The organism is Embleya sp. L77 (assembly GCF_055557415.1).
On the sequence record NZ_CM145710.1, the window covers coordinates 1,303,061 to 1,322,946 of the forward strand.

Here is a 19,886-nt window from a genome sequence, read left to right on the forward strand (position 1 = left end):
AGTTTCCAGGATGACAACGTCGAACCAAGAAATCGTCGAAGCACTGCGGGCCTCCCTGAAGGAGACCGACCGACTGGAGCGGGAGAACCGCCGTCTGGTCGAGGTGTCCCGCGAGCCGATCGCGGTGGTGGGCATGGCCTGCCGCTTCCCGGGTGGCGTTCGCTCCCCCGAGGACCTGTGGAACGTGGTCGCCGAGGGCGTGGACGCGACCTCGGAACTGCCCACGGACCGCGGTTGGCCGGAGGACCTGTACGACCCCGACCCGGAACGCTCGGGCAAGTCGTATGCCGCGCGCGGTGGCTTCCTCGACGATGTGGCGGGTTTCGACGCGGAGTTCTTCGGGATCTCGCCGCGTGAGGCGTTGGCGATGGATCCGCAGCAGCGGTTGTTGCTGGAGGTGTCCTGGGAGGTGCTGGAGCGGGCCGGGCTGAACCCGTCGGGACTGCGCGGGAGTCGGACCGGTGTGTTCGTCGGCGCCTCGACCTCCGCCTACGTCCCCGACCTCAACCACGCGCCGGAGGCGATCGAGGGCTACACCCTCCTGGGCAACCTCGCGAGTGTGCTGTCGGGGCGGGTGTCCTACTCGTTCGGCTTCGAGGGCCCGGCGGTGTCGGTGGACACCGCGTGCTCGTCGTCCCTGGTGGCACTGCACCTGGCCGTCCAGGCGCTGCGGCAGGGCGAGTGCTCGTTGGCGTTGGCCGGCGGTGTCACGGTGTTGGCCGGCCCGGCCGCCTTCATCGAGTTCTCCCGCCAGCGCGGGCTGGCGACGGACGGACGATGCAAGCCATTCAGCGCCGCCGCGGACGGATTCAGTGCCGGGGAGGGCATCGGCATGCTCGCGGTGGAGCGGCTTTCCGACGCCCGCCGATTGGGCCACCGCGTCCTGGGGGTGGTGCGAGGTTCGGCGATCAACCAGGACGGCGCGAGCAACGGTCTCACCGCGCCCAACGGTCCGTCGCAACAGCGGGTGATTCGGGCCGCGTTGGCCAACGCCGGTCTGGGCGTGGGCGACGTGGACGCGGTCGAGGCGCACGGCACCGGGACCAAGCTCGGCGACCCGATCGAGGCCCAGGCGCTGATCAGCACCTACGGACAGGACCGTGCGCCGGAACGCCCGGTGTGGCTGGGCTCGTTGAAGTCGAATCTGGGCCACACGCAGAGCGCCGCGGGCGTGGCCGGTGTGATCAAGATGGTGATGGCGTTGCGGCACGAGCAGTTGCCGCGCACGCTGCACGCCGAGCAGCCCTCGCCGTTCGTGGACTGGGACGCGGGCGCGGTGTCGTTGTTGACCGAGGCGGTGTCCTGGCCCCGGGACGAGCAGGCGCGGCGCGCCGCGGTGTCCTCGTTCGGGGTGAGCGGCACCAACGCCCACGTGATCATCGAAGAGGCTCCGACCGAGGAGCCCCCCACCGAGGAGGCCGAGGCCGGGCCGGTTTCGACGGATGCCGGGGACCGGCCGCAGGAGCTGTCGGCGCTGGGCGCGCTGGTGCCGTGGGTGATCTCGGGTGGCAGCGCCGGCGGCCTTCGCGCCCAGGCGACGCGGCTGCGCGAGTTCGTCTCCGAGCAGGCGGACGCCGTGGACGCGGAAGCCGTGGGCCGGGCACTGGCCGCGCGCGACGCTCTGCGGCACCGCCTCGTGGTGATCGGCACGGACCGCGACGAACTACTGGCCGGACTCACCGGTTTCACGACGGACGACGACACGACCGGCAACACGGTGAGCGGTGTCGTCTCCGGACGGGTCAAGTCTGCGTTCCTGTTTTCGGGTCAGGGTGCGCAGCGGGCGGGGATGGGTCGGGAGTTGTATGCGGTGTCGCCGGTGTTCGCGGCGGCGTTGGACGAGATCTGCGGGCACTTGGACCCGTTGGTGGGGTCGTCGGTGCGCGAGGTGATGTTCGCCGACCAGGGCACCGAGCAGGCCGCGGAGCTGGACCGCACGGTGTTCACGCAGACCGCGTTGTTCGCGTTCGAGGTGGCCCTGTACCGCCTCGTGGAATCCTTCGGCCTCCGCCCCGACTTCGTCACCGGCCACTCCGTGGGCGAACTCGCCGCCGCACACGTGGCCGGGGTGTGGGACCTCAAGGACGCGTGCACACTCGTCGCCGCACGCGGCCGACTGATGCAGGCACTGCCCGAGGGCGGCGCCATGCTCGCCGTCCAGGCCCCGGCCGCCGACGTGCAGGCGACCCTGACCCCGCACGGCGAGCGCGTGAGCGTCGCCGCCGTCAACGGGCCGAGCGCCACCGTCGTCTCCGGTGACGAGGACGCGATCGCGGCGATCGAGGCGCACTGGCGCGAACAAGGCCGCAAGACACGCCGCCTGCGTGTCTCCCACGCCTTCCACTCCGCCCGCATGGACCCCATGCTCGACGACTTCCACACCGTCGCCGCCACCCTCACCGCACACGCCCCGGTCATCCCGCTGGTGTCCAACGTCACCGGCCTGCCCGCGACCCCGGACGAACTCGCCTCACCCGACCACTGGGTACGCCAGGTCCGCGGCCCCGTCCACTTCCACGACGGCATCACCCACCTCGCCCACCACAACGTCCGCGCATTCCTCGAAATCGGCCCCCGCGGCGTCCTCACCGCCATGACCGCCGACTCCCTCCCCACCGACCACGGACCCACCACCCTCATCCCCCTCACCCGACCCGACCGACCCGAACCCCGCGCCGTCCTCACCGCCCTCGCCCACGCCTGGACCACCGGCCTCGACATCACCTGGCCGAGTCCCGACGCCCCCGGCGCGCCGACCCTCGAACTCCCCACCTACGCCTTCGACCACACCCACTACTGGCTCGACCGCACCCCCACCACCACCGGCGACCCCACCCACCTGGGCCTGACACCCCTCGACCACCCCATCCTCAACGCAGCCCTCGACACCGCCGCCGACGGACCCACCATCCTCACCGGACGCCTGTCCACCACCACCCACCCCTGGCTCACCCACCACACCATCAACGACACCCCCCTCCTCCCCGGCACCGCCCACCTCGACCTCCTCATCCGCGCCGGCGACCACATCAACCACCCCCACATCCACGAACTCGTCATCCAAACCCCCCTCACCATCCCCACCCACCAACCCATCGAACTCCAAATCGTCATCGACCCCACCGACCACCACGGACACCGCACCACCACCATCTACTCCCGACCCCACGACCCGGTCACCACCGACACCGTCTGGACCCGGCACGCACAGGCCACCCTCATCACCACCGACAACGAACCACAGCCCGAGGACCTCGACTTCACCATCCTGCGCAACTGGCCACCGGCCGGCGCCACACCGATCCCGATCGACGACCTCTACGCCACACTCGCCGAACGCGGTTACACCTACGGACCCACCTTCCAAGGACTCAAAACCCTCTGGCGCGGGGCCGACAACGAGATCTACGCCGAAGCCGAACTCCCCGACACCACCACCGACAGCAACACCGACAGCAACACCGACAACCACACCCTCCACCCCGCCCTCCTCGACGCAGCACTCCACGCCCTCAACCACCACCCCGACTTCCCCACCGACGGCGTCTGGCTGCCGTTCTCCTGGAACGACGTCGTCCTGCACTCCACCGGTGCCCGCACGCTGCGCGTGTTGCTGCGCGCGACCGGTACGGACACCCTGCGACTCACCGCCGTCGACCCGGCCGGAATGCCCGTGGTACGCATCGGCGCGATGCGCATCCGCCGGCTCGACGCGAGTGCGCTCGCCGCCGGAACGGCCGCCGCCAATCGGCTCTTCGCCCTTTCCTGGACCCCTGCGTCCGTGGTGGATGGGGTGGGGTTGTCGTCGGTGGTGGTGGTGGGTGCGGATCCGTGGGGTGTGGGTGGGTCGGTGCCGGGGGCATCGGTGTGTGGTGATGTGGGGGTGTTGGTGGCGGGGTTGGATGCGGGTGGTGCGGTTCCGTCGGTGGGTGTGGTGTCGGTGGTGTCGGACGATGTGGGGGAGGTTTCGGCGGGGGCGGCGCATGCTGTGGCGGAGTCGTTGTTGGCGACGGTGCAGGGGTGGTTGGCGGAGCCGCGGTTGGAGTCGAGCAGGTTGGTGGTGCTCACGCGGGGTGCGGTGGCCACGGGTCGGGGTGGTTCGGCGGATGTGACGGATGCGGCGGCGTCGGTGGCGTGGGGGTTGGTGCGTACGGCGCAGAGCGAGCATCCGGATCGTTTCGTGGTGGTGGATGTGGATCCGGTGTCGGGGGTGTCGGATCCGGCGGCTTTGTTGTCGCGGGTGGTGGCGATGGGGGAGCCGCAACTGGCGGATCGTGAGGGTGTGTTGTGGGCTCCGCGGGTGGTGCGGGGTGCGGATCGGGGGCAGATCCCGGCGGTGGGCGGGTTCGGTGCGGGTGACACCTGGCGGGTGGACGCGCTGGGCGGCGGCACCCTGGACGACGTCGGCCGTACCGACAACCCCCGCGCCACCCGAGCTCTGGAACCCGGCGAAGTCCGCATCCGAGTCCACGCGGCAGGACTGAACTTCTACGATGTCGCCGTCTCCCTCGGGCTGGCGCCGTCGAACGAGGGCCTGGGCACCGAGGGTTCGGGCGTCGTCGTGGAAGTCGGTTCCGACGTGACGCGGTTCGTGCCCGGGGACCGGGTGTTCGGCGGTTTCCCGGCCGCGTTCGCCCCACTCACGATCGCCGATGCGCGGACCCTCGCGCACGTTCCGGAGGGATGGTCGTTCGAGGAGGCCGCCTCCGTTCCGACGGTGTTCCTGACGGCGTTCTACGGGTTGCGGGAGCTGGCCGGCCTACAACCCGGCGAACGCGTCCTCATCCACGCCGCCACCGGCGGCGTCGGCATGGCCGCCATCCAACTCGCCCGCCACTGGGGCGCCGAAATCTACGCCACCGCAAGCCCCACCAAATGGCCCACCCTCCGAGCCCTGGGCATCGACGACGACCACATCGCCAACTCCCGCACCCTCGACTTCGCCCACAAATTCCGCACCACCACCAACGGACACGGCATCGACGTCGTCCTCGGCTCCCTCGCCGGCCAACCCGTCGACACCTCCCTCGACCTCCTCGCCCCCGGCGGCCGCTACATCGAAATGGGCAAAACCGACATCCGTGACCCCCAAGACATCGCCACCACCCACCCCCACACCACCTACCGAGCCTTCGACCTCAAAGACGCCGGGCCCACCCTCACCACCACCATGCTCACCACCCTCCTCGACCTCTTCCACCACCACACCCTCACCCCCCTCCCCACCACCACCTGGAACCTCGCCGACCTCCGCCACGCCCTCCGCCACATGAGCCAAGGCAAACACACCGGCAAAAACATCATCCGCATCCCCACCCCCATCAACCCCCACGGCACCATCCTCATCACCGGCGGCACCGGAACCCTCGGCACCCTCCTCGCCACCCACCTCGCCACCCACCACCCCACCACCCACCTCCACCTCCTCAGCCGCCAAGGCCCCCAAGCCCCCAACGCCACCACACTCCACCAAAACCTCACCCGACTCGGCACCACCGTCACCATCACCGCATGCGACACCACGGACCCGGTCGCGCTGCGTCGGGTACTGGACGACATCCCGGCCGAGCACCCGCTGACCGCCGTCGTGCACACGGCCGGGATCGTGGACGACGCGTTGCTCACCTCGCTCACCGCCAAGCAGCTTCAGACCGTGCTCACCGCGAAGGTCGACTCCGCCGTCAACCTGCACGGGGCGACCAAGGACCTCGACCTGGGCGCGTTCGTGCTCTTCTCGTCCCTGGCCGGTGTGCTGGGCAGTGCGGGGCAGGCGAACTACAGCGCGGCCAACGCGTTCCTGGACGCACTCGCCGCCCACCGCCACGCCCGAGGACTCCCCGCCACCAGCCTCGCCTGGGGACTGTGGGCCCAGGCCGGCGGAATGACGAGCCACCTCGGCGAGCAGGACCTCGCCCGGATGTCCCGCAGCGCGGTCCTGCCGCTGAGTTCCGAACGGGGCCTGGAGCTCTTCGACGCGCACGGCACCGTGGACCGGCCGCTGCATCTCGCCGCGATGTTCGACCTCGAACGCCTCCCCGCCCACCCCATCTGGTCCAAGCTGAGCAGCGTCCGGCCGACCGCGGCGACCCGGGAGCAGGGCCCCGCACTGGCCGAGCAACTCGCCGGCCTCACCCCCACCGAAGCCCACCAACACGTCCTCACCCTCGTCCGCCGACAAATGGCCGTCATCCTCACCCTCGACAACCCCGACACCATCGAACCCGGCCGCGGATTCCTCGACCAGGGACTCGACTCCCTCACCGCCGTCGAACTCCGCAACCGCCTGTTCACCGCCACCGGCATCCGCCTCCCCGCCACCACCGTCTTCGACCACCCCACCCCCACCGCACTCACCCGCTACCTCACCGACCAACTCACCCCCGACACCACCCACACCACCGCACAGGCGTCGCGGGCTGCTGCGGAGCGAATTCTGTCCGAGCTGGACCGAATCGCGGTGATGCTGGCGGCGGTCCCGGCGGCCGATATCGCCGCCGCCAGGATTCCGGCGCGTATGCATGCGCTGTTGTCGGAGCTGGACGATCCGGAATCCACCGAACCGGGCTCGACCGTCACGTCCCGTCTCGACTCGGCCAGCGCCGAGGAACTGTTCGCGTTCATCGACAGCGAGCTTTAGCGGGATCGTTCGCGTTCATCGACCCAGCTTCAATCGGCGTAAGGCTCCGGCCGATCAGCGCGCCGAACCCCTGATCCGAGGTTCGGAATCGGACGATCCGAATGCCCCCGGGACCACGCAATTCGGTCCCGGGGGCATTGTCGTTCCGCTCACCCCTAGCTGCTCCCCTACTCCGCCGAGCTAGGGGTTCTGCCGACGCGGGGCCGCTGCTTGACTGGTCACCGAAAGCCCCTTCGGGCGGCGGCGACATCCGGCAGCGGACCAGACACAGCGGCGGCCGGCACATCGGGGCGTGGAGCAAAGTCACGTGAAAGCGGTGAAGATTCGTTCACGGCATTCCACATACTCCTCGATACGTTCACAGATTTCGGGAAAGCACTCGGTCGGGAATCCTCATGTCTTCTGCACAGCCCGGGCCATCCGGATTCGATGATGCGAGCCACGATCGGGCCCGACTGATCATGCGGGACATCGGGCCCGGTGATCCCGAGCTGGGCACGGACGTCGCGCCATTGATCCGAACGCTCAGACCGGATCTGACCGCCGAGGCATTCCACGAATTCGCCCTGGCGGCAACCGGACAGGGGCTGGTCTTCACCGGCGCGTACGACGATCGGGGGCGCTGCGCGGCCGTTGCCACCCACCGCGTGTTGGCCACCAGTCGGGGCCGACTGCTGTTCGTGGACGACCTGGTCACCGCCCCCGAGGCCAGATCCACCGGCATCGGCGGCGAGTTGATGGCCGAGTTGGAGCGCCGGGCCCGGCAGGCCGGTTGCGTCCGGATCGAACTCGACTCCGGGGTGAGCAATCACCGAGCCCAGCGCTTTTACCACGCATGCGGACTCTCGTTCATCGCCCTGCATTTCGCCAAGGACGTCCCGCCCGGGGATCATCCGCCGCTCCCGCCCACCTGATCCCCCCACACCACATCGCTCACCGAGGCCGAAAGGGTCGGAACCGACCATGACCGAGACCGCCGAAAAGGCAACGCCGCTTTTCCAGGTTCGTGCCGAACTGCACATCGACGCAACGCCGTCGGAGATCTTTGCCGTGCTCAGTGATCTGGAACGCAGCAAGGAATGGAGCCGGGAGTGCAAGAGCATCGAATGGGTGTCGGGGGAACCCGGCACCGTCGGTGCGATCTTCCGGAGTGTGAACTACCGAAAGAACGAAGTCGTCGCCTGGGCACCGGTTCCTCGCGGTGCATGGACGACCCAATCCGAGATCGTCGCGGCCGAGCCGGGAAAGACGTTCGCGTGGCAGATGTACAACAGCGACGGATTGCGCGAGGACAGCGTCTGGACGTATGACATCACGCCGGACGGGGACGGCAGCATTCTGGTCCACCGCTTCCGGATGAACCGCCCCACAAAGGGAATTCTGCGGATCGTCTCGGGCCTGGACGAGGCCGAGACGCTGAAATTCTACGCGGATTGGGCCGTCAAGCTGGAGGGTGACATCCACGCCACTCTCGGCCGTATCAAGGACATCATCGAGAAGAAGTGAATCAGCTCATCCGCACGGCACCGACCGAGGGGGTCCACGAGTGTTTCTGCAACGGGTAGCAAATCGGGGAATGCGGCTGGGCACGCTTTTCGAGCGAGCGGCCGCCCGGCACCCGGCCAACGTCGTCATTCTCGACCACGATCTCGACATCGCGCCGCATCTGGGCCGGCGGACCACGGTGTCCGAGATCGCCGACCTCGTGGACGACTTCGCCTCCCGACTGTGGGCCGCCCGGGTACGCCCGGGCGACCGGGTGGTCATCCACAAGTCCGACGGCTTCGACATCACGATCCTGGCCTGCGCCACCGTACGCATCGGCGCCGTGCCGGTGTTGTTGTCGCCCAAGCTGGACGGGGCGACCGTCGCGGAGCTGGTCCGCCGCGCCGACCGCCCGCACCTGGTGACCGACGAGGCCAAGCTCCGCGACGAGTTGCCGGAGACGGTGTTCGAGCTCGCCGAGGGGGTGTTGCTCACCTCGGGCAGTCATCCGCGCGCGACCGAACTGGCCGATCTGGCCGGTGTGCGCCGTGTTCCGCCGGTGACGATGCCGGCGGACCACCCGATGCTGATCACCCATACGTCGGGAACCACCGGCACACCCAAACTCGCCGTGCACACCGGTCGCACCATGCAGGCCCGCTACCGGCCCCAGGTGTCCGCGCTCTTCCCGCTCGTGCGCGGGCGCGAAATCATCGCGATGCACGTCTCGTTCGTGCACTCGCGGATCTTCACCGCGCTGACCATCTCGCTATTGCGCGGCTTCCCGATCGCCGTCCTGGTCGATTCCCGGCCCGGGCACGTCGCCGACATCTTCGCCCGGCTCAAGCCCGGCATCCTCGAGGCGCACCCGAACTCCTTCATGGAGTGGGAGGAGTTGGCGGACGACCCGCGCGAACCGCTCTCCAACGTAAAGCTGTTCAGCAGCACCTTCGACGCCATCCACCCCAGGACCGTGCACCGCCTGCTGAGCGCCACCCGGCGCCGGGCGCCGATCTTCGGTCAGCTGTACGGGCAGAGCGAGGTCGGCCCCGCCGTGGCGCGCTCGTTCGGCAGGCGCCGCACACCCGACGCCGACGGCCGCTGTGTCGGCATGCCGTTCCCCGGGATGACCGAGGTTCGCGTGGTGAGCCGGAACGGCAACCCGCCCTCGGAGGAGAACCCCGGCTACATCGAGGTGCGCAGCGACGGCCGGATCGTCACCTACCTGGGCGAACAGGAGCGCTACGAGCAGCAGGTGTCCGACGGCGGGTGGTGGCGGATGGGCGACGTCGGCTACCGCACCAAGTGGGGCTGCGTGCACCTGCTCGACCGCGAGGTCGACCTGATCGAGGGGTTCGGCAGCACGCTGGCCGCCGAGGACACCCTGTTCGGGCGGATGCCCGATCTCGCCGAGGTCATCATCATCCCGGGCCCCGACGGCCGGGCCGTCCCGGTCGTGTGCACCAAGAACGACCGGCCGCTGAATCTCGCCGGCTGGCGGGCCGCGACCCGGGGTCTGCCGCCGATGGCGGAACCGGTGCAGCGCAAGCTGGACGAGCTTCCGCAGACCGCCACGACCAAGATCAAGCGGCTCGAACTGGCCCGTCTCCTGGCGGCCGACCTCGGCACCTCCTGAGCACGACGCAGCCCTCCACCACGGCCGCCGCAGGTCGCCGCCCGCACTCGGCGGCGGCCGGGCCGGTCGTACCCGGCCGCACCGGCCCCGCCCGCGACGGCGGCACCGAAAGGTACTCATGATGAGCGCCAGTCAGATCGAGATATGCATCATCGGGGCCGGCCCCAGAGGGCTGTCCGTCCTGGAGCGGCTGTGTGCCAACGAACGGGCCACGCCCACGCACACGGCCGTGATCGTGCACGTGATCGACCCGTCCCCACCGGGGTCGGGCACCGTGTGGCGACCCGAACAGTCCCGGCACCTGCTGATGAACACGGTCGCCGCACAGGTCACCGTGTACACCGACGACAGCGTCCGGATCGACGGCCCCGTCGAGCCCGGTCCCAGTCTCTACGAGTGGGCCGTCGCCCTGGTGGCGCCGGGTGCCGAGAGCACCCACGACGACGGCATCCTGGCCGAGGCCCGCGACCTGGGCCCGGACACCTACCCCACCCGCGCCTTCTACGGCTGTTACCTGCACGACAGCTTCCGCCGAGTGGTGGACGGCGCCCCCGGGCACGTCACCGTCCGGGTGCACCGATCGCGCGCGGTGGCCATCGCGGACACCCTCGGAGTGGTCGGCGGTCCGCAGGGGATCAGACTGGAGAACGGCACCCGGCTGAACCGGCTCGACGCGATCGTGATGGCCCAGGGACACGTGCCCGCCCGGCTGACCCCGCGCGAGGAGAAGACCGCGAGCCTGGCCCGCATCCATCACCTGACCTACATCACCCCGGCCAACCCGGCCGATCTGGACCTGAGCGACATCCGCCCCGGACAGGACGTCCTGGTCCGCGGCCTGGGGCTCAACTTCTTCGATCACATGGCGCTGTTCACGGCCGGCCGCGGCGGCAGTTTCGTCCGCGAGGACGGCCGCCTCGTCTACCGGCCCTCCGGCCGGGAGCCCCGGTTGTACGCCAGTTCCCGACGCGGGATCCCGTACCACGCTCGCGGCGAGAACGAAAAGGGCGCGCACGGGCGGTACTTCCCACGGCTGCTCACCGCCGAACACGTACAGCGCCTGCGCAGGCGGGCCGCCGACGGCTCCCCCGTGCGGTTCGGGGTCGATCTGTGGCCGCTGATCGCCCGCGAGGTGGAGAGCGTGTACTACGGCGTCCTGCTGACCGCACGCGGCCGCGACGAGGAGCGCGAAACCCTGGTCGAACGCTACCTCGCGGCGACCGACGAGCAGGAACTGCGGGCTCTGTTGGACAAGTTCGACATCGCGCCGGTCGATCGCTGGGACTGGGAGCGGTTGTCCCGGCCGTACGGCGACCGGGTGTTCGCCGATCGCGCGGACTTCAAACGATGGCTGCTCGCCCATCTGGCCAAGGACGTCCGCGAGGCCCGCGCCGGCAACCTCAGCGGCCCGCTGAAGGCCGCCCTGGACGTGCTGCGCGATCTGCGCAACGAGATCCGCCTCGCGGTGGACCACGGCGGCCTGGAGGGCAACTCGCACCGGGACGACCTGGAGGGCTGGTACACGCCACTCAACGCGTTCTTCTCGATCGGCCCGCCGGCCTCGCGAATCGAGGAGCTGATCGCGCTGATCGAGGCGGACGTGGTGGTGCTCACCGGTCCGGCCACGGAGATCCGGATCGACATGGTCTCCCCCTCGTTCAGCGCCCGTTCGCTCGTCGTGCCCGGGCCGGAGGTGCGGTCGAGCGTGCTCGTCGAGGCCCGGCTGCCGGAACCCGATCTGCGTCGCACCGCGGACCCGCTGATGCTGCACCTGCTGAACACCGAGCAGGCCACCACGTACCGCATCCCGGCGGCGTGCGGCACGCCCTACGAGACCGGCGGCCTGGCGGTCACCGAACGGCCGTACCGGCTCCTGGACACGCGGGGGCGGGCCCATCCGCGTCGGTTCGCCTACGGCGTACCGACCGAGTCGGTGCACTGGGTCACCGCCGCCGGGATTCGCCCCGGGGTCGACTCGGTCACCCTCGGCGACTCCGACGCGATCGCCCGGGCGATCCTGTCCCTCCCACCGGTCGCCCACGTCCCGGCGGAAGTTCGACCCGTGCGCGGGGAAACCGACCTCACCGGCGTGATCGTATGAGCGTCGCACCCCACGACCTCGCCGACACCGGTCTGCTGTCCCCGGTTCGGGCCGGCACCCCGGTCGAGGCCGCCGTATGCGACCGGGCGTGGGTGCAGGCCATGCTCGACGCGGAGGCCGCTTTGGCGCGGGCCCAGGCCGGCCTCGGTACCGTCCCGAAGTCCGCCGCCGACGCGATCACCCGGGCCGCCCGGGCCGAGCGGCTGGACACGCGCGCGCTGGCACTGGCGTCCCGGGAGACGGCGAACCCGGTGGTGGCCCTGATCCAGGCCCTGTCCGGAGTGGTGGCGCAGGACGACCCGGCCGCCGCGGAGTACGTGCATCGGGGTTCGACCAGTCAGGACGTCTTCGACACCGGCGCGATGCTGGTCGCCGCGCGAGCACTGCGAATCGTCCGGTCCGACCTGGCACGCACCGCCGACGCCTTGGCGGTTCTTGCCGAGCGGCACCGGGACACCGCGATGGCCGGGCGTACGCTCGCCCTGCACGCCGTCCCCACCACCTTCGGCCTCAAGGCCGCGGGATGGCGCGCGTTGGTGCTGGACGCGGACCGGCGCCTGGGCCGAGTCCTGGACCACGGCCTGCCGGTGGCGCTCGGCGGCGCGGCGGGGACGTTGGCCGGCTACCTGGAATACGCCCGGATCGACGGCGCCGACGCCGGAGACGCCGGCGATTACCCGGATCGGCTCGTCGAGGCCGTCGCCGCGGAAACCGGGCTGTCCCGGCCGACCCTGCCGTGGCACGCGCTGCGCACGCCGATCGCCGATCTGGCCGCGGCTCTCGGGTTCACCGCCGGCGCGCTGGGCAAGATCGCGGTCGACGTGTTGTCGCTGACCAGGACCGAGGTCGGCGAGGTGAGCGAAGGCCCGGTCGCCGGCCGCGGCGGCTCCTCCGCGATGCCGCACAAGCGAAATCCGGTACTGGCCACCCTGATTCGCTCCGCTGCGCTCCAAGTACCGGTCATGGCAGCGGGATTGACCCAGTGTCTGGTCACCGAGGACGAGCGCGCGGCCGGTGTGTGGCACGCCGAGTGGAACCTGCTGCGCGAATGCCTGCGCCTGACCGGCGGCGCGGCGCACACCGCGGTCGAGTTGGCCGAGGGCTTGGAGGTGCACCCGGAGCGGATGGCCCGAAACCTGGCCCTGACCGGCAGTCGGATCGTCTCCGAGCGGATCGCCGCGACACTCGCCCCGCTGCTCGGTCGGGCCGCCGCCCGGCGGTTGCCCGCCGAGGCATCCGACCGCGCCGCCGCGTCCGGCCGGCCTCTGGCCGAACTGCTCGCCGCCGCACCGGAACTGCGGGGCGTCCTGGACGCCGACGAACTGGCCCGCCTGGGCGATCCGACCACGTACACCGGCGCCGCCGGACCCCTCGTGGACCGGGCGCTTCGCCGGACCCCGACCGGCGCACCCCGGCCGCACCAGGATCCGCCGGACGGGATTTAGGGGTCGGGAGCCCGCCGCGCCGATGAGGGGGCACGACTGCGTGTCCGGTTGATAGGGGTGTGGCCCGACTCGGAGATCCGCAACACTCGGTGACCATGCGTGCATCCTTCATCGAGACCCTCGGCCCGGCGGAGAACATCCGCTACGGCGAACTGCCTTCGCCGACACCGGGTCCCACGGACGTCCTGGTCGACGTCGTCGCCAGCACCGTCAACCCGGTCGACATCCTGCTTCGCTCGGGCGTCTTCCGAACGCCCGTCACCTTCCCGCTGGTGATCAGCCGGGACCTGGTCGGCACCGTGGCCTTCGCCGGATCCGGCGCGACGGGATTCGCCGTCGGCGATCGGGTGTGGGCCAACAGCCTGGGACACGCCGGCAGGCAGGGCGCCGCCGCCGAGCAGGCGGTGGTGGCCGCCGACCGGCTGTACCACCTCCCGGTCGGCGTCGACCCGATCGAGGCCGTCGCGGTGGTGCACCCGGCGGCAACCGCCTATCTCGCCCTGTTCACCCACGGCCGGGTCCGGGCCGGCGAAACGGTGTTGGTGCTCGGCGCGGCGGGCAACGTCGGCAGTGCCCTGGTGACACTGGCCACCGAGGCCGGCGCCCGGGTGATCGCCACCGCGGCGGCCTCCGACCTGGATCATTGCCGGAGCCTGGGAGCGGCGGAGGTCTTCGACTACCGCGACCCCAAGCTCGGCACGCTCCTCGCCCGGGCGTGCCCCGACGGTGTCGACGCCCACTTCGACACCTCCGGCCGCAACGACCTCACCGCCGCGGTGGAACTGCTGGCTCCGCGCGGGCGAATCGTCATGCTGGCCGTCTCCCGGGCCGAGACCGAACTACCGGCGCGCCGGCTGTACATGAAGGACTGCTCGATCGCCGGCTTCGTCATCTCGCACGCCCATTCCGGCGAACTCGCCGAAGCCGCGGTCACCATCAACCGTCTCGTGGCCCGCGGTCGGCTGCGCGCCCGTGCCGTCGAGCGCCTTCCGCTGAGCGCCGCCGCGGAAGCCCATCGCCGCATGGAACAGGGACTCCTGCACGGCAGACGGGTCGTGCTCCTGCCCGATTCCTGATCCTGCCGATCGTCAGGGCCTCTCGATCGCCGGCCCCCGGATCGCCGGGTCCGCTCGATCGAGGGGCCGCGCCGATCGAGGGGGCCTCGCGGATCGAGGGGCCGCGCTGATCGAGGGGCCTCGCCGATCGAGCGGCCTCGCCGGTCCCGGAACTCGTCGGGAACCCGTCGATCCGCAGGAAGGACCCGGTGGCGCCGCACGGGGGGACGGCGCCACCGGGTGGGGAAGGATGGCTCAAAGGGGGATGTTGCCGTGTCGGCCGCGACCGGCGGGTGCGCCGGCCAGTGCCTCCACGACCCGCTCCACGGTGTCCTTCGGTTCGATCACGTCGTCCACCACGCCGAAGTCCACGGCCCGGCCGACGCCGCCGGAGATCCGCTCGTGCTCGGCGACCAGCGCGGCCAGGAGTTCCTCGCGCGCCGCCCCCTGCACGGCGGCAAGCCGCTTGCGGTGCAGGACGCCCACCGCGGCCTCCGCACCCATCACCGCGACCTCGGCCTCCGGCCACGCGAACACGGCGGTGGCACCCAGGGAACGGGAGTTCATCGCGATGTAGGCACCGCCGTACGACTTGCGGGTGACCACGGTCACCCGCGGCACCTCGGCTTCGGCGAACGCGTGCAGCAGCTTGGCGCCGCGCCGGATCACCCCGCCCCACTCCTGGCCCACCCCCGGCAGATAGCCGGGCACGTCCACGAGCACCACGAGCGGGACTCCGAAGGCGTCGCACATCCGGACGAACCGCGACGCCTTCTCGGCCGACAACGAGTCCAGGCAACCGCCCTTGCGCAGGGGGTTGTTGGCGATCACCCCGACGCTGCGCCCGGCCATCCGACCGAAGCCGACCACGATGTTCGGCGCCCAGTGCGACTGGAGTTCCGTGAAGTCCTCCGGACCCGAGCCGTCCACGATCGCGTGCACCAACGGGCGTACGTCATAGGCCCGGCGCGCCGACTCCGGCAGCAGCGCGCGCAGGTCCCGGGTACGGCCGCGTGCGGCGTCCGGATCGAACCGGCCGGGCCGGGCGAAGAACCCGGCCAGCCGACGTGCGTGGGTGTACGCCTCGTCCTCGGAACCGGCGCTCACGTGCGCCACGCCCGAACGTCTGGCGTGTGCCTCCGGGCCGCCCAGGCCCGCCATGTCGATCTCCTCGCCGGTGACGCTGCGCACCACGTCCGGCCCGGTCACGAACATCCGGCCGGCCGGCGCCATCACCACGATGTCGGTCAGCGCGGGGCCGTACGCGGCGGCGCCCGCGGCCGGCCCGAGCACCACCGAGATCTGCGGAACCCGGCCCGAGGCACGGGTCATCGCCGCGAACATCCGGCCCACGCCGTCCATCGACTCCACCCCGTCGGCGAGCTTGGCGCCGCCGGAATGCCACAGGCCCACCACCGGGCAACGCTCGCGCACCGCCGTGTCCACCGCCCGCGAAATGCGCTCGGCACTCGCCCACCCGAGCGCGCCGCCCATCACCGTCGCATCGGTGCAGTACGCGATCACCCGGGCGCCATCGATCCGACCGGACACCGCGTAGACCCCGGCCGGATCCTCCCCCGGCAGGGCCCGCACCCCGTCCGCGTCGAGCAACCGGCGCAACCGTAGTCGCGGATCGCGCGCATCGACCGGATCGGACACCGGCGGCTGCGCCGATGTGGCTTCGCGTTGCTCCGGAATCCCGGTGGTGGCAGTGGTCGTCATGGCTTCCCCGTTTCCCGAGTCGTCGATCGACGCGAGGTTCCGTCGACCTCGACTCGTGACTGCAAGCACCCCCGGACATCCGCCCGGGGATCGCACATCGCACACTCCTGCGGTTCTCGCGTCGCACCCGGCCCGTCGATCCCGGTCGACCGGTCGGCCGACCCACGACTCCCGTCGTTCTCGGGAGAGTTCCGAACTCTCTCGGCTCGTGTTGCCGGACCTCGCGCAGCGGTACTCCCCCGGCGGCGCCGGCGCCGCCACGAGGTACCGACCCATTAAAGCGGCGCAACCTCGACTATCGCTTGCATCGGCCTTTCGCCTGGACGCACCCCCGCACGGGCGGATCCGACCGGCACCCGAGCCGACCCACTCCGTCCGCGGTGTTGTCAGGGTGCGGAACCAGGCGTAGAAGGGAGGGGTATGCGGCGTCCTCGGACGTCGGCGTGGTTCGCGAACACGACTGCGCCGCAAGCTTTGTGGGCGCGGCGACCACTCCGCACGTTCCCCTCGAAGGGAGCCTGGCATGTCGGCGGAACCCGTTCACCGATGCCCCGTGCTCGACCCCACCGCCCGCGCCGCGCATGCCGAGGCCGCGGCTCTGCGCGCTCGAGGACCGGCCGTCCTGGTCGAACACCCGGGAGGGGTAAGGGCCTGGTCGATCACCCGGTTCGGCGTGATCCAGGCGCTGACCACCGATCCCCGGGTCTCCCGCGACTTCCGCCGGCACTGGCCCGGACTGGCCGAACTGCCCGACGGCTGGCCGATGGCCTCGGTGGCGCTCCAGCAGAGTCTCGCGAACACCTACGGCGAGGAACACCGCCGACTGCGCGCCCGGGTCGCGCCGTCCTTCGCGCCCCGACGGGTCGAGGCGATGCGCCCGCGGGTTCAGGCGACAGCGGATCGTCTGGTCGACGCGCTGGCGGCCGTACCGCCGGGCGAAAGCGTCGACGTGCGCCAAGCCCTGTCGTTGCCGCTGACCATGACCGTCATCTGCGACCTGCTCGGCGTACCGGACCACCTGCGCGCCGGGCTGGGCACCGCGATCGACGCGATCCTGGACACCACCATCGACGCCCCCGAGGCGGTTCTGCGGCAGGGTGAACTCCAGGTCAGGCTGGTCGAGTTGCTGAAGTACAAGCGGGAGCACCCGGGCGCCGACCTGACCAGTGATCTGCTGATCCCGACCGCGGCCGACCAGGAAGAATCCTCGGAGCAGCAACTCCTCGACTCGCTCTTCCTGATGCTCGGCGCCGGCTACGAGACCTCGGTCAATCTGATCACCAGCGTCCTGTCCGAATTGCTCACCCACCCCGAGCAGGCGGCTCGGCTCCGGGCGGGCGGCATCGGTTGGACCGACGTGATCGAGGAGACGCTGCGGCACGAAGGCCCGGTCATGTACCTGCCGTTGCGCTATGCGATCGAAGACATCGAGTTGGGCGAGGGTGTGTCGATCCGTCGGGGTGATGCGATCATCATCGCCTTCGCCGCCGCCGGCCGGGACCCCGCGGTGCACTCGGACGCACCCGACACGTTCGATCCCACGCGCACCGACAAGGCGCACCTCGCCTTCGGATACGGTCCGCACTTCTGCCTCGGCGCACATCTGGCCCGGTTGGAGACCCGCATCGCGGTGACCACCCTGTTCGACCGCCTCCCGCGGGTTGCTCTCGCCCACCCCGACCAACCCCCGCCGCCGATCCCCTCGTTGATGGTCAACGGCCCGACCCGCCTCGACATCGTCCCGACCCCGGCGGAGCCCCCCTGATCCGCCCCACCGGCCGCGGGGCCGGCGGCGGCGGAGCCGGCGTTCGATGGTCGACCGCGATCAGCGGGTCGCCGGTCAGCGGATGGTCGAGGACGACAGCGCGGATGCCGAACACCTCGGCGAGCAATTCCGGGGTGAGCACCTCGCGCGGCGTACCGGACGCCCGCAACGCACCGTCGTGCAGCACGTGCAGCCGATCGCACACCGAGGCCGCCGCGTTGAGATCGTGCAGCGCGATCAGCGTGGTCCGCTCCTGGGCGCGCAGCAGCGCCAGGAGTTCGACCTGATGCCGCACGTCGAGATGGTTGGTCGGCTCGTCCAGCACCAACACGTCCGGCTCCTGGGCCAACGCCCTGGCCAGCAGGACCCGTTGCCGCTCGCCTCCGGACAGCGTGGAGAACCGTCGACCCTGATGCGCCTCCACGCCGGCCTGCACCAAGGCGATCAGCACCGCCGCCCGGTCGGCGGCGCTGTCGCCCGCGAACGCCTTCTGATACGGCGTACGACCCATCGCGACCACCTCACGCACGGTGAAGTCGAAGTCGTTCTCCCGCTCCTGCGGCAGCGCCGCCACATGCCGGGCCGCCGCCGCGGGGGTCATCGCCCGCAGATCCCGGTCGCCGAGCAGAACCCGGCCGGCCTGCGGCTTCAGGTGCCGATACACCGTGCGCAACAGGGTGGACTTGCCGCTGCCGTTGGGGCCGACCAGGCCGGTGATCTCGCCGCCGGCCGCGATCAGCCCGACTCCGGTCAGGATGTCCCGCCCGGAGAGGGTGATGTGCAGATCCTCCACGGTGATCCGCGTCCGCGCCGCGCCGAACCCCGCGCCCGCTCCCTCGCCGGTTCCGTCGCCGATTCCGCTGTCCGCTCGGTCGCTCATTCCGCCGCCCGCTCGTTCGCCCGCGCTCTCCCGCCCGCCGCCGCCCGTCATCGCGTCTCCAGCCGTCGGTCGAGCAGGAGCAGCAGTACCGGTGCACCGATCACGGCGGTGACCACGCCGATCGGCAACTCCTGGGTACTCACCGCCGTACGGGCCAGCGTGTCCACCGCCACCAGCAACACCGCGCCGAACAGCGCGGAGACGGGCAGCAGTCGGCGGTGATCGCCGCCGATCAGCAACCGGCACACGTGCGGAACCATCAGTCCGACGAAGCCGATCGCCCCCGAGACGGCGACCAGCACACCGGTCAGCACACTGGTCACCGCGAACAGTTCACGCCGCAGCCGGGCCACGTCCACGCCCAGTCCGGCCGCCGTCTCGTCGCCCATCGACAGCGCGTTCAGCGCCCGGGCCCGGGACTGCAACCCGAGCAGACCGAGCGCCACCGCGGCGGTGGGCAGCGCCAGTTGCTCCCATTGCGCCCCGCTGAGGCTGCCCATCAGCCAGAACAGCACGCCCCGCGTCTGCTGCTCGTCGCCGGCCTGCAGGACCAGGAAGCTGGTGAATCCGGACAGGAATTGGCCCACCCCGATCCCGGCCAGCACCAGGCGCAGCGGGGAGAATCCGCCGCCGCGCCGAGCCAGCGCCCACACCAGCGCGAAAGTGGCCAACGCGCCGGCGAACGCCGAGGCGGACAGCCCGTAGCCGAGCACCCCTCCGGTGCCCGCGCCGAGCACGATCACCGCGACCGCGCCGAGCGAGGCGCCGGAGGAGATGCCCAGCAGGTACGGATCGGCGAGCGGATTGCGCACCAGCGCTTGGACGGCGGTGCCCACCAGTCCCAGTCCGGCGCCGACCACGGCGGCCAACAAGGCTCGCGGCAGCCGAAGTTGCCACACGATCAGATCGCGGGTGCCGGGCTCGGGCGCCTCGCCGGTCAGCCGTCGCCCCACCACCGACCACACTTCGCCGATCGGAATGTCCACCGATCCCAGCGACACAGCCGAGGTCAATCCGACGACCAGGAGCACGGCCAGCACCACGGCCACCCACGCGGTGCGCGCCGGGCGGGCCCGGTCGTCGCCGACCTGGGCAGCGGGCGCAGGCACCGCCTCGGTTCGGCGTCGGGCCCTGCGCTCGAATACCGAAACCATCGGCCT

At 70.9% G+C, this 19,886-nt stretch carries 11 protein-coding genes; 8 read left to right on the forward strand and 3 right to left on the reverse strand.

From position 1 onward, the window contains the following. The first annotated feature begins 10 nt into the window (after positions 1-10). The 7 genes from ACZOOI_RS35620 (at position 11) to ACZOOI_RS35650 (ending at position 14,380) form a co-directional block, all read left to right on the forward strand. The gene (locus tag ACZOOI_RS35620; RefSeq protein WP_465283700.1) at positions 11-6,637 is read left to right on the forward strand and encodes an SDR family NAD(P)-dependent oxidoreductase; all 6,627 of its coding nucleotides are present in this window, start codon (positions 11-13) and stop codon (positions 6,635-6,637) included. Between the two features lie 395 nt (positions 6,638-7,032). Further along, positions 7,033-7,551 carry a GNAT family N-acetyltransferase gene (locus tag ACZOOI_RS35625; RefSeq protein ID WP_465283701.1) on the forward strand — a complete coding sequence of 173 codons (519 nt, stop codon included), beginning with the start codon at positions 7,033-7,035 and terminating at the stop codon, positions 7,549-7,551. Positions 7,552-7,600: 49 nt separating this feature from the next. Then, positions 7,601-8,143: an SRPBCC family protein gene (locus ACZOOI_RS35630; RefSeq protein WP_465283702.1), complete on the forward strand. Its 543-nt coding sequence runs from the start codon at positions 7,601-7,603 to the stop codon at positions 8,141-8,143. A gap of 70 nt (positions 8,144-8,213) precedes the next feature. Continuing rightward, positions 8,214-9,758, forward strand: coding sequence for a class I adenylate-forming enzyme family protein (locus ACZOOI_RS35635; protein WP_465283703.1), 1,545 nt, complete (start codon positions 8,214-8,216; stop codon positions 9,756-9,758). Between the two features lie 121 nt (positions 9,759-9,879). Next, the gene (locus ACZOOI_RS35640; protein ID WP_465283704.1) at positions 9,880-11,859 is read left to right on the forward strand and encodes an FAD/NAD(P)-binding protein; all 1,980 of its coding nucleotides are present in this window, start codon (positions 9,880-9,882) and stop codon (positions 11,857-11,859) included. Next, the gene (locus tag ACZOOI_RS35645) at positions 11,856-13,304 is read left to right on the forward strand and encodes a nitrosuccinate lyase (RefSeq protein ID WP_465283705.1); all 1,449 of its coding nucleotides are present in this window, start codon (positions 11,856-11,858) and stop codon (positions 13,302-13,304) included. The genes ACZOOI_RS35640 and ACZOOI_RS35645 overlap by 4 nt, the downstream gene beginning before the upstream one ends. Before the next feature lie 95 nt (positions 13,305-13,399). Continuing rightward, on the forward strand, positions 13,400-14,380 hold the full coding sequence (locus ACZOOI_RS35650) for an NADPH:quinone reductase (protein WP_465283706.1): 981 nt from the start codon (positions 13,400-13,402) through the stop codon (positions 14,378-14,380). Positions 14,381-14,614: 234 nt separating this feature from the next. Here the strand turns inward: ACZOOI_RS35650 and ACZOOI_RS35655 are convergent, their stop codons facing one another. Then, a complete protein-coding gene (locus tag ACZOOI_RS35655; protein ID WP_465283707.1) occupies positions 14,615-16,081 on the reverse strand; it encodes an acyl-CoA carboxylase subunit beta in 1,467 nt (488 codons plus the stop codon). 553 nt (positions 16,082-16,634) lie between these two features. Between ACZOOI_RS35655 and ACZOOI_RS35660 the strand changes: the two genes are divergently transcribed. Then, complete coding sequence (locus tag ACZOOI_RS35660; protein WP_465283708.1) at positions 16,635-17,846, forward strand: cytochrome P450 family protein; 1,212 nt, start codon at positions 16,635-16,637, stop codon at positions 17,844-17,846. On the opposite strand, the gene ACZOOI_RS35665 is transcribed toward ACZOOI_RS35660, so the two are convergent. Both ACZOOI_RS35665 and ACZOOI_RS35670 read right to left on the reverse strand, forming a co-directional pair. Further along, positions 17,794-18,726 (reverse strand): ABC transporter ATP-binding protein, encoded by a 933-nt coding sequence (locus ACZOOI_RS35665; RefSeq protein WP_465283709.1) that lies wholly within the window; start codon positions 18,724-18,726, stop codon positions 17,794-17,796. The two genes, ACZOOI_RS35660 and ACZOOI_RS35665, sit on opposite strands and share 53 nt — an antisense overlap. 47 nt (positions 18,727-18,773) lie before the next feature. Then, positions 18,774-19,880, reverse strand: coding sequence for a FecCD family ABC transporter permease (locus ACZOOI_RS35670; protein ID WP_465283710.1), 1,107 nt, complete (start codon positions 19,878-19,880; stop codon positions 18,774-18,776). Between the last annotated feature and the right edge of the window lie 6 nt (positions 19,881-19,886).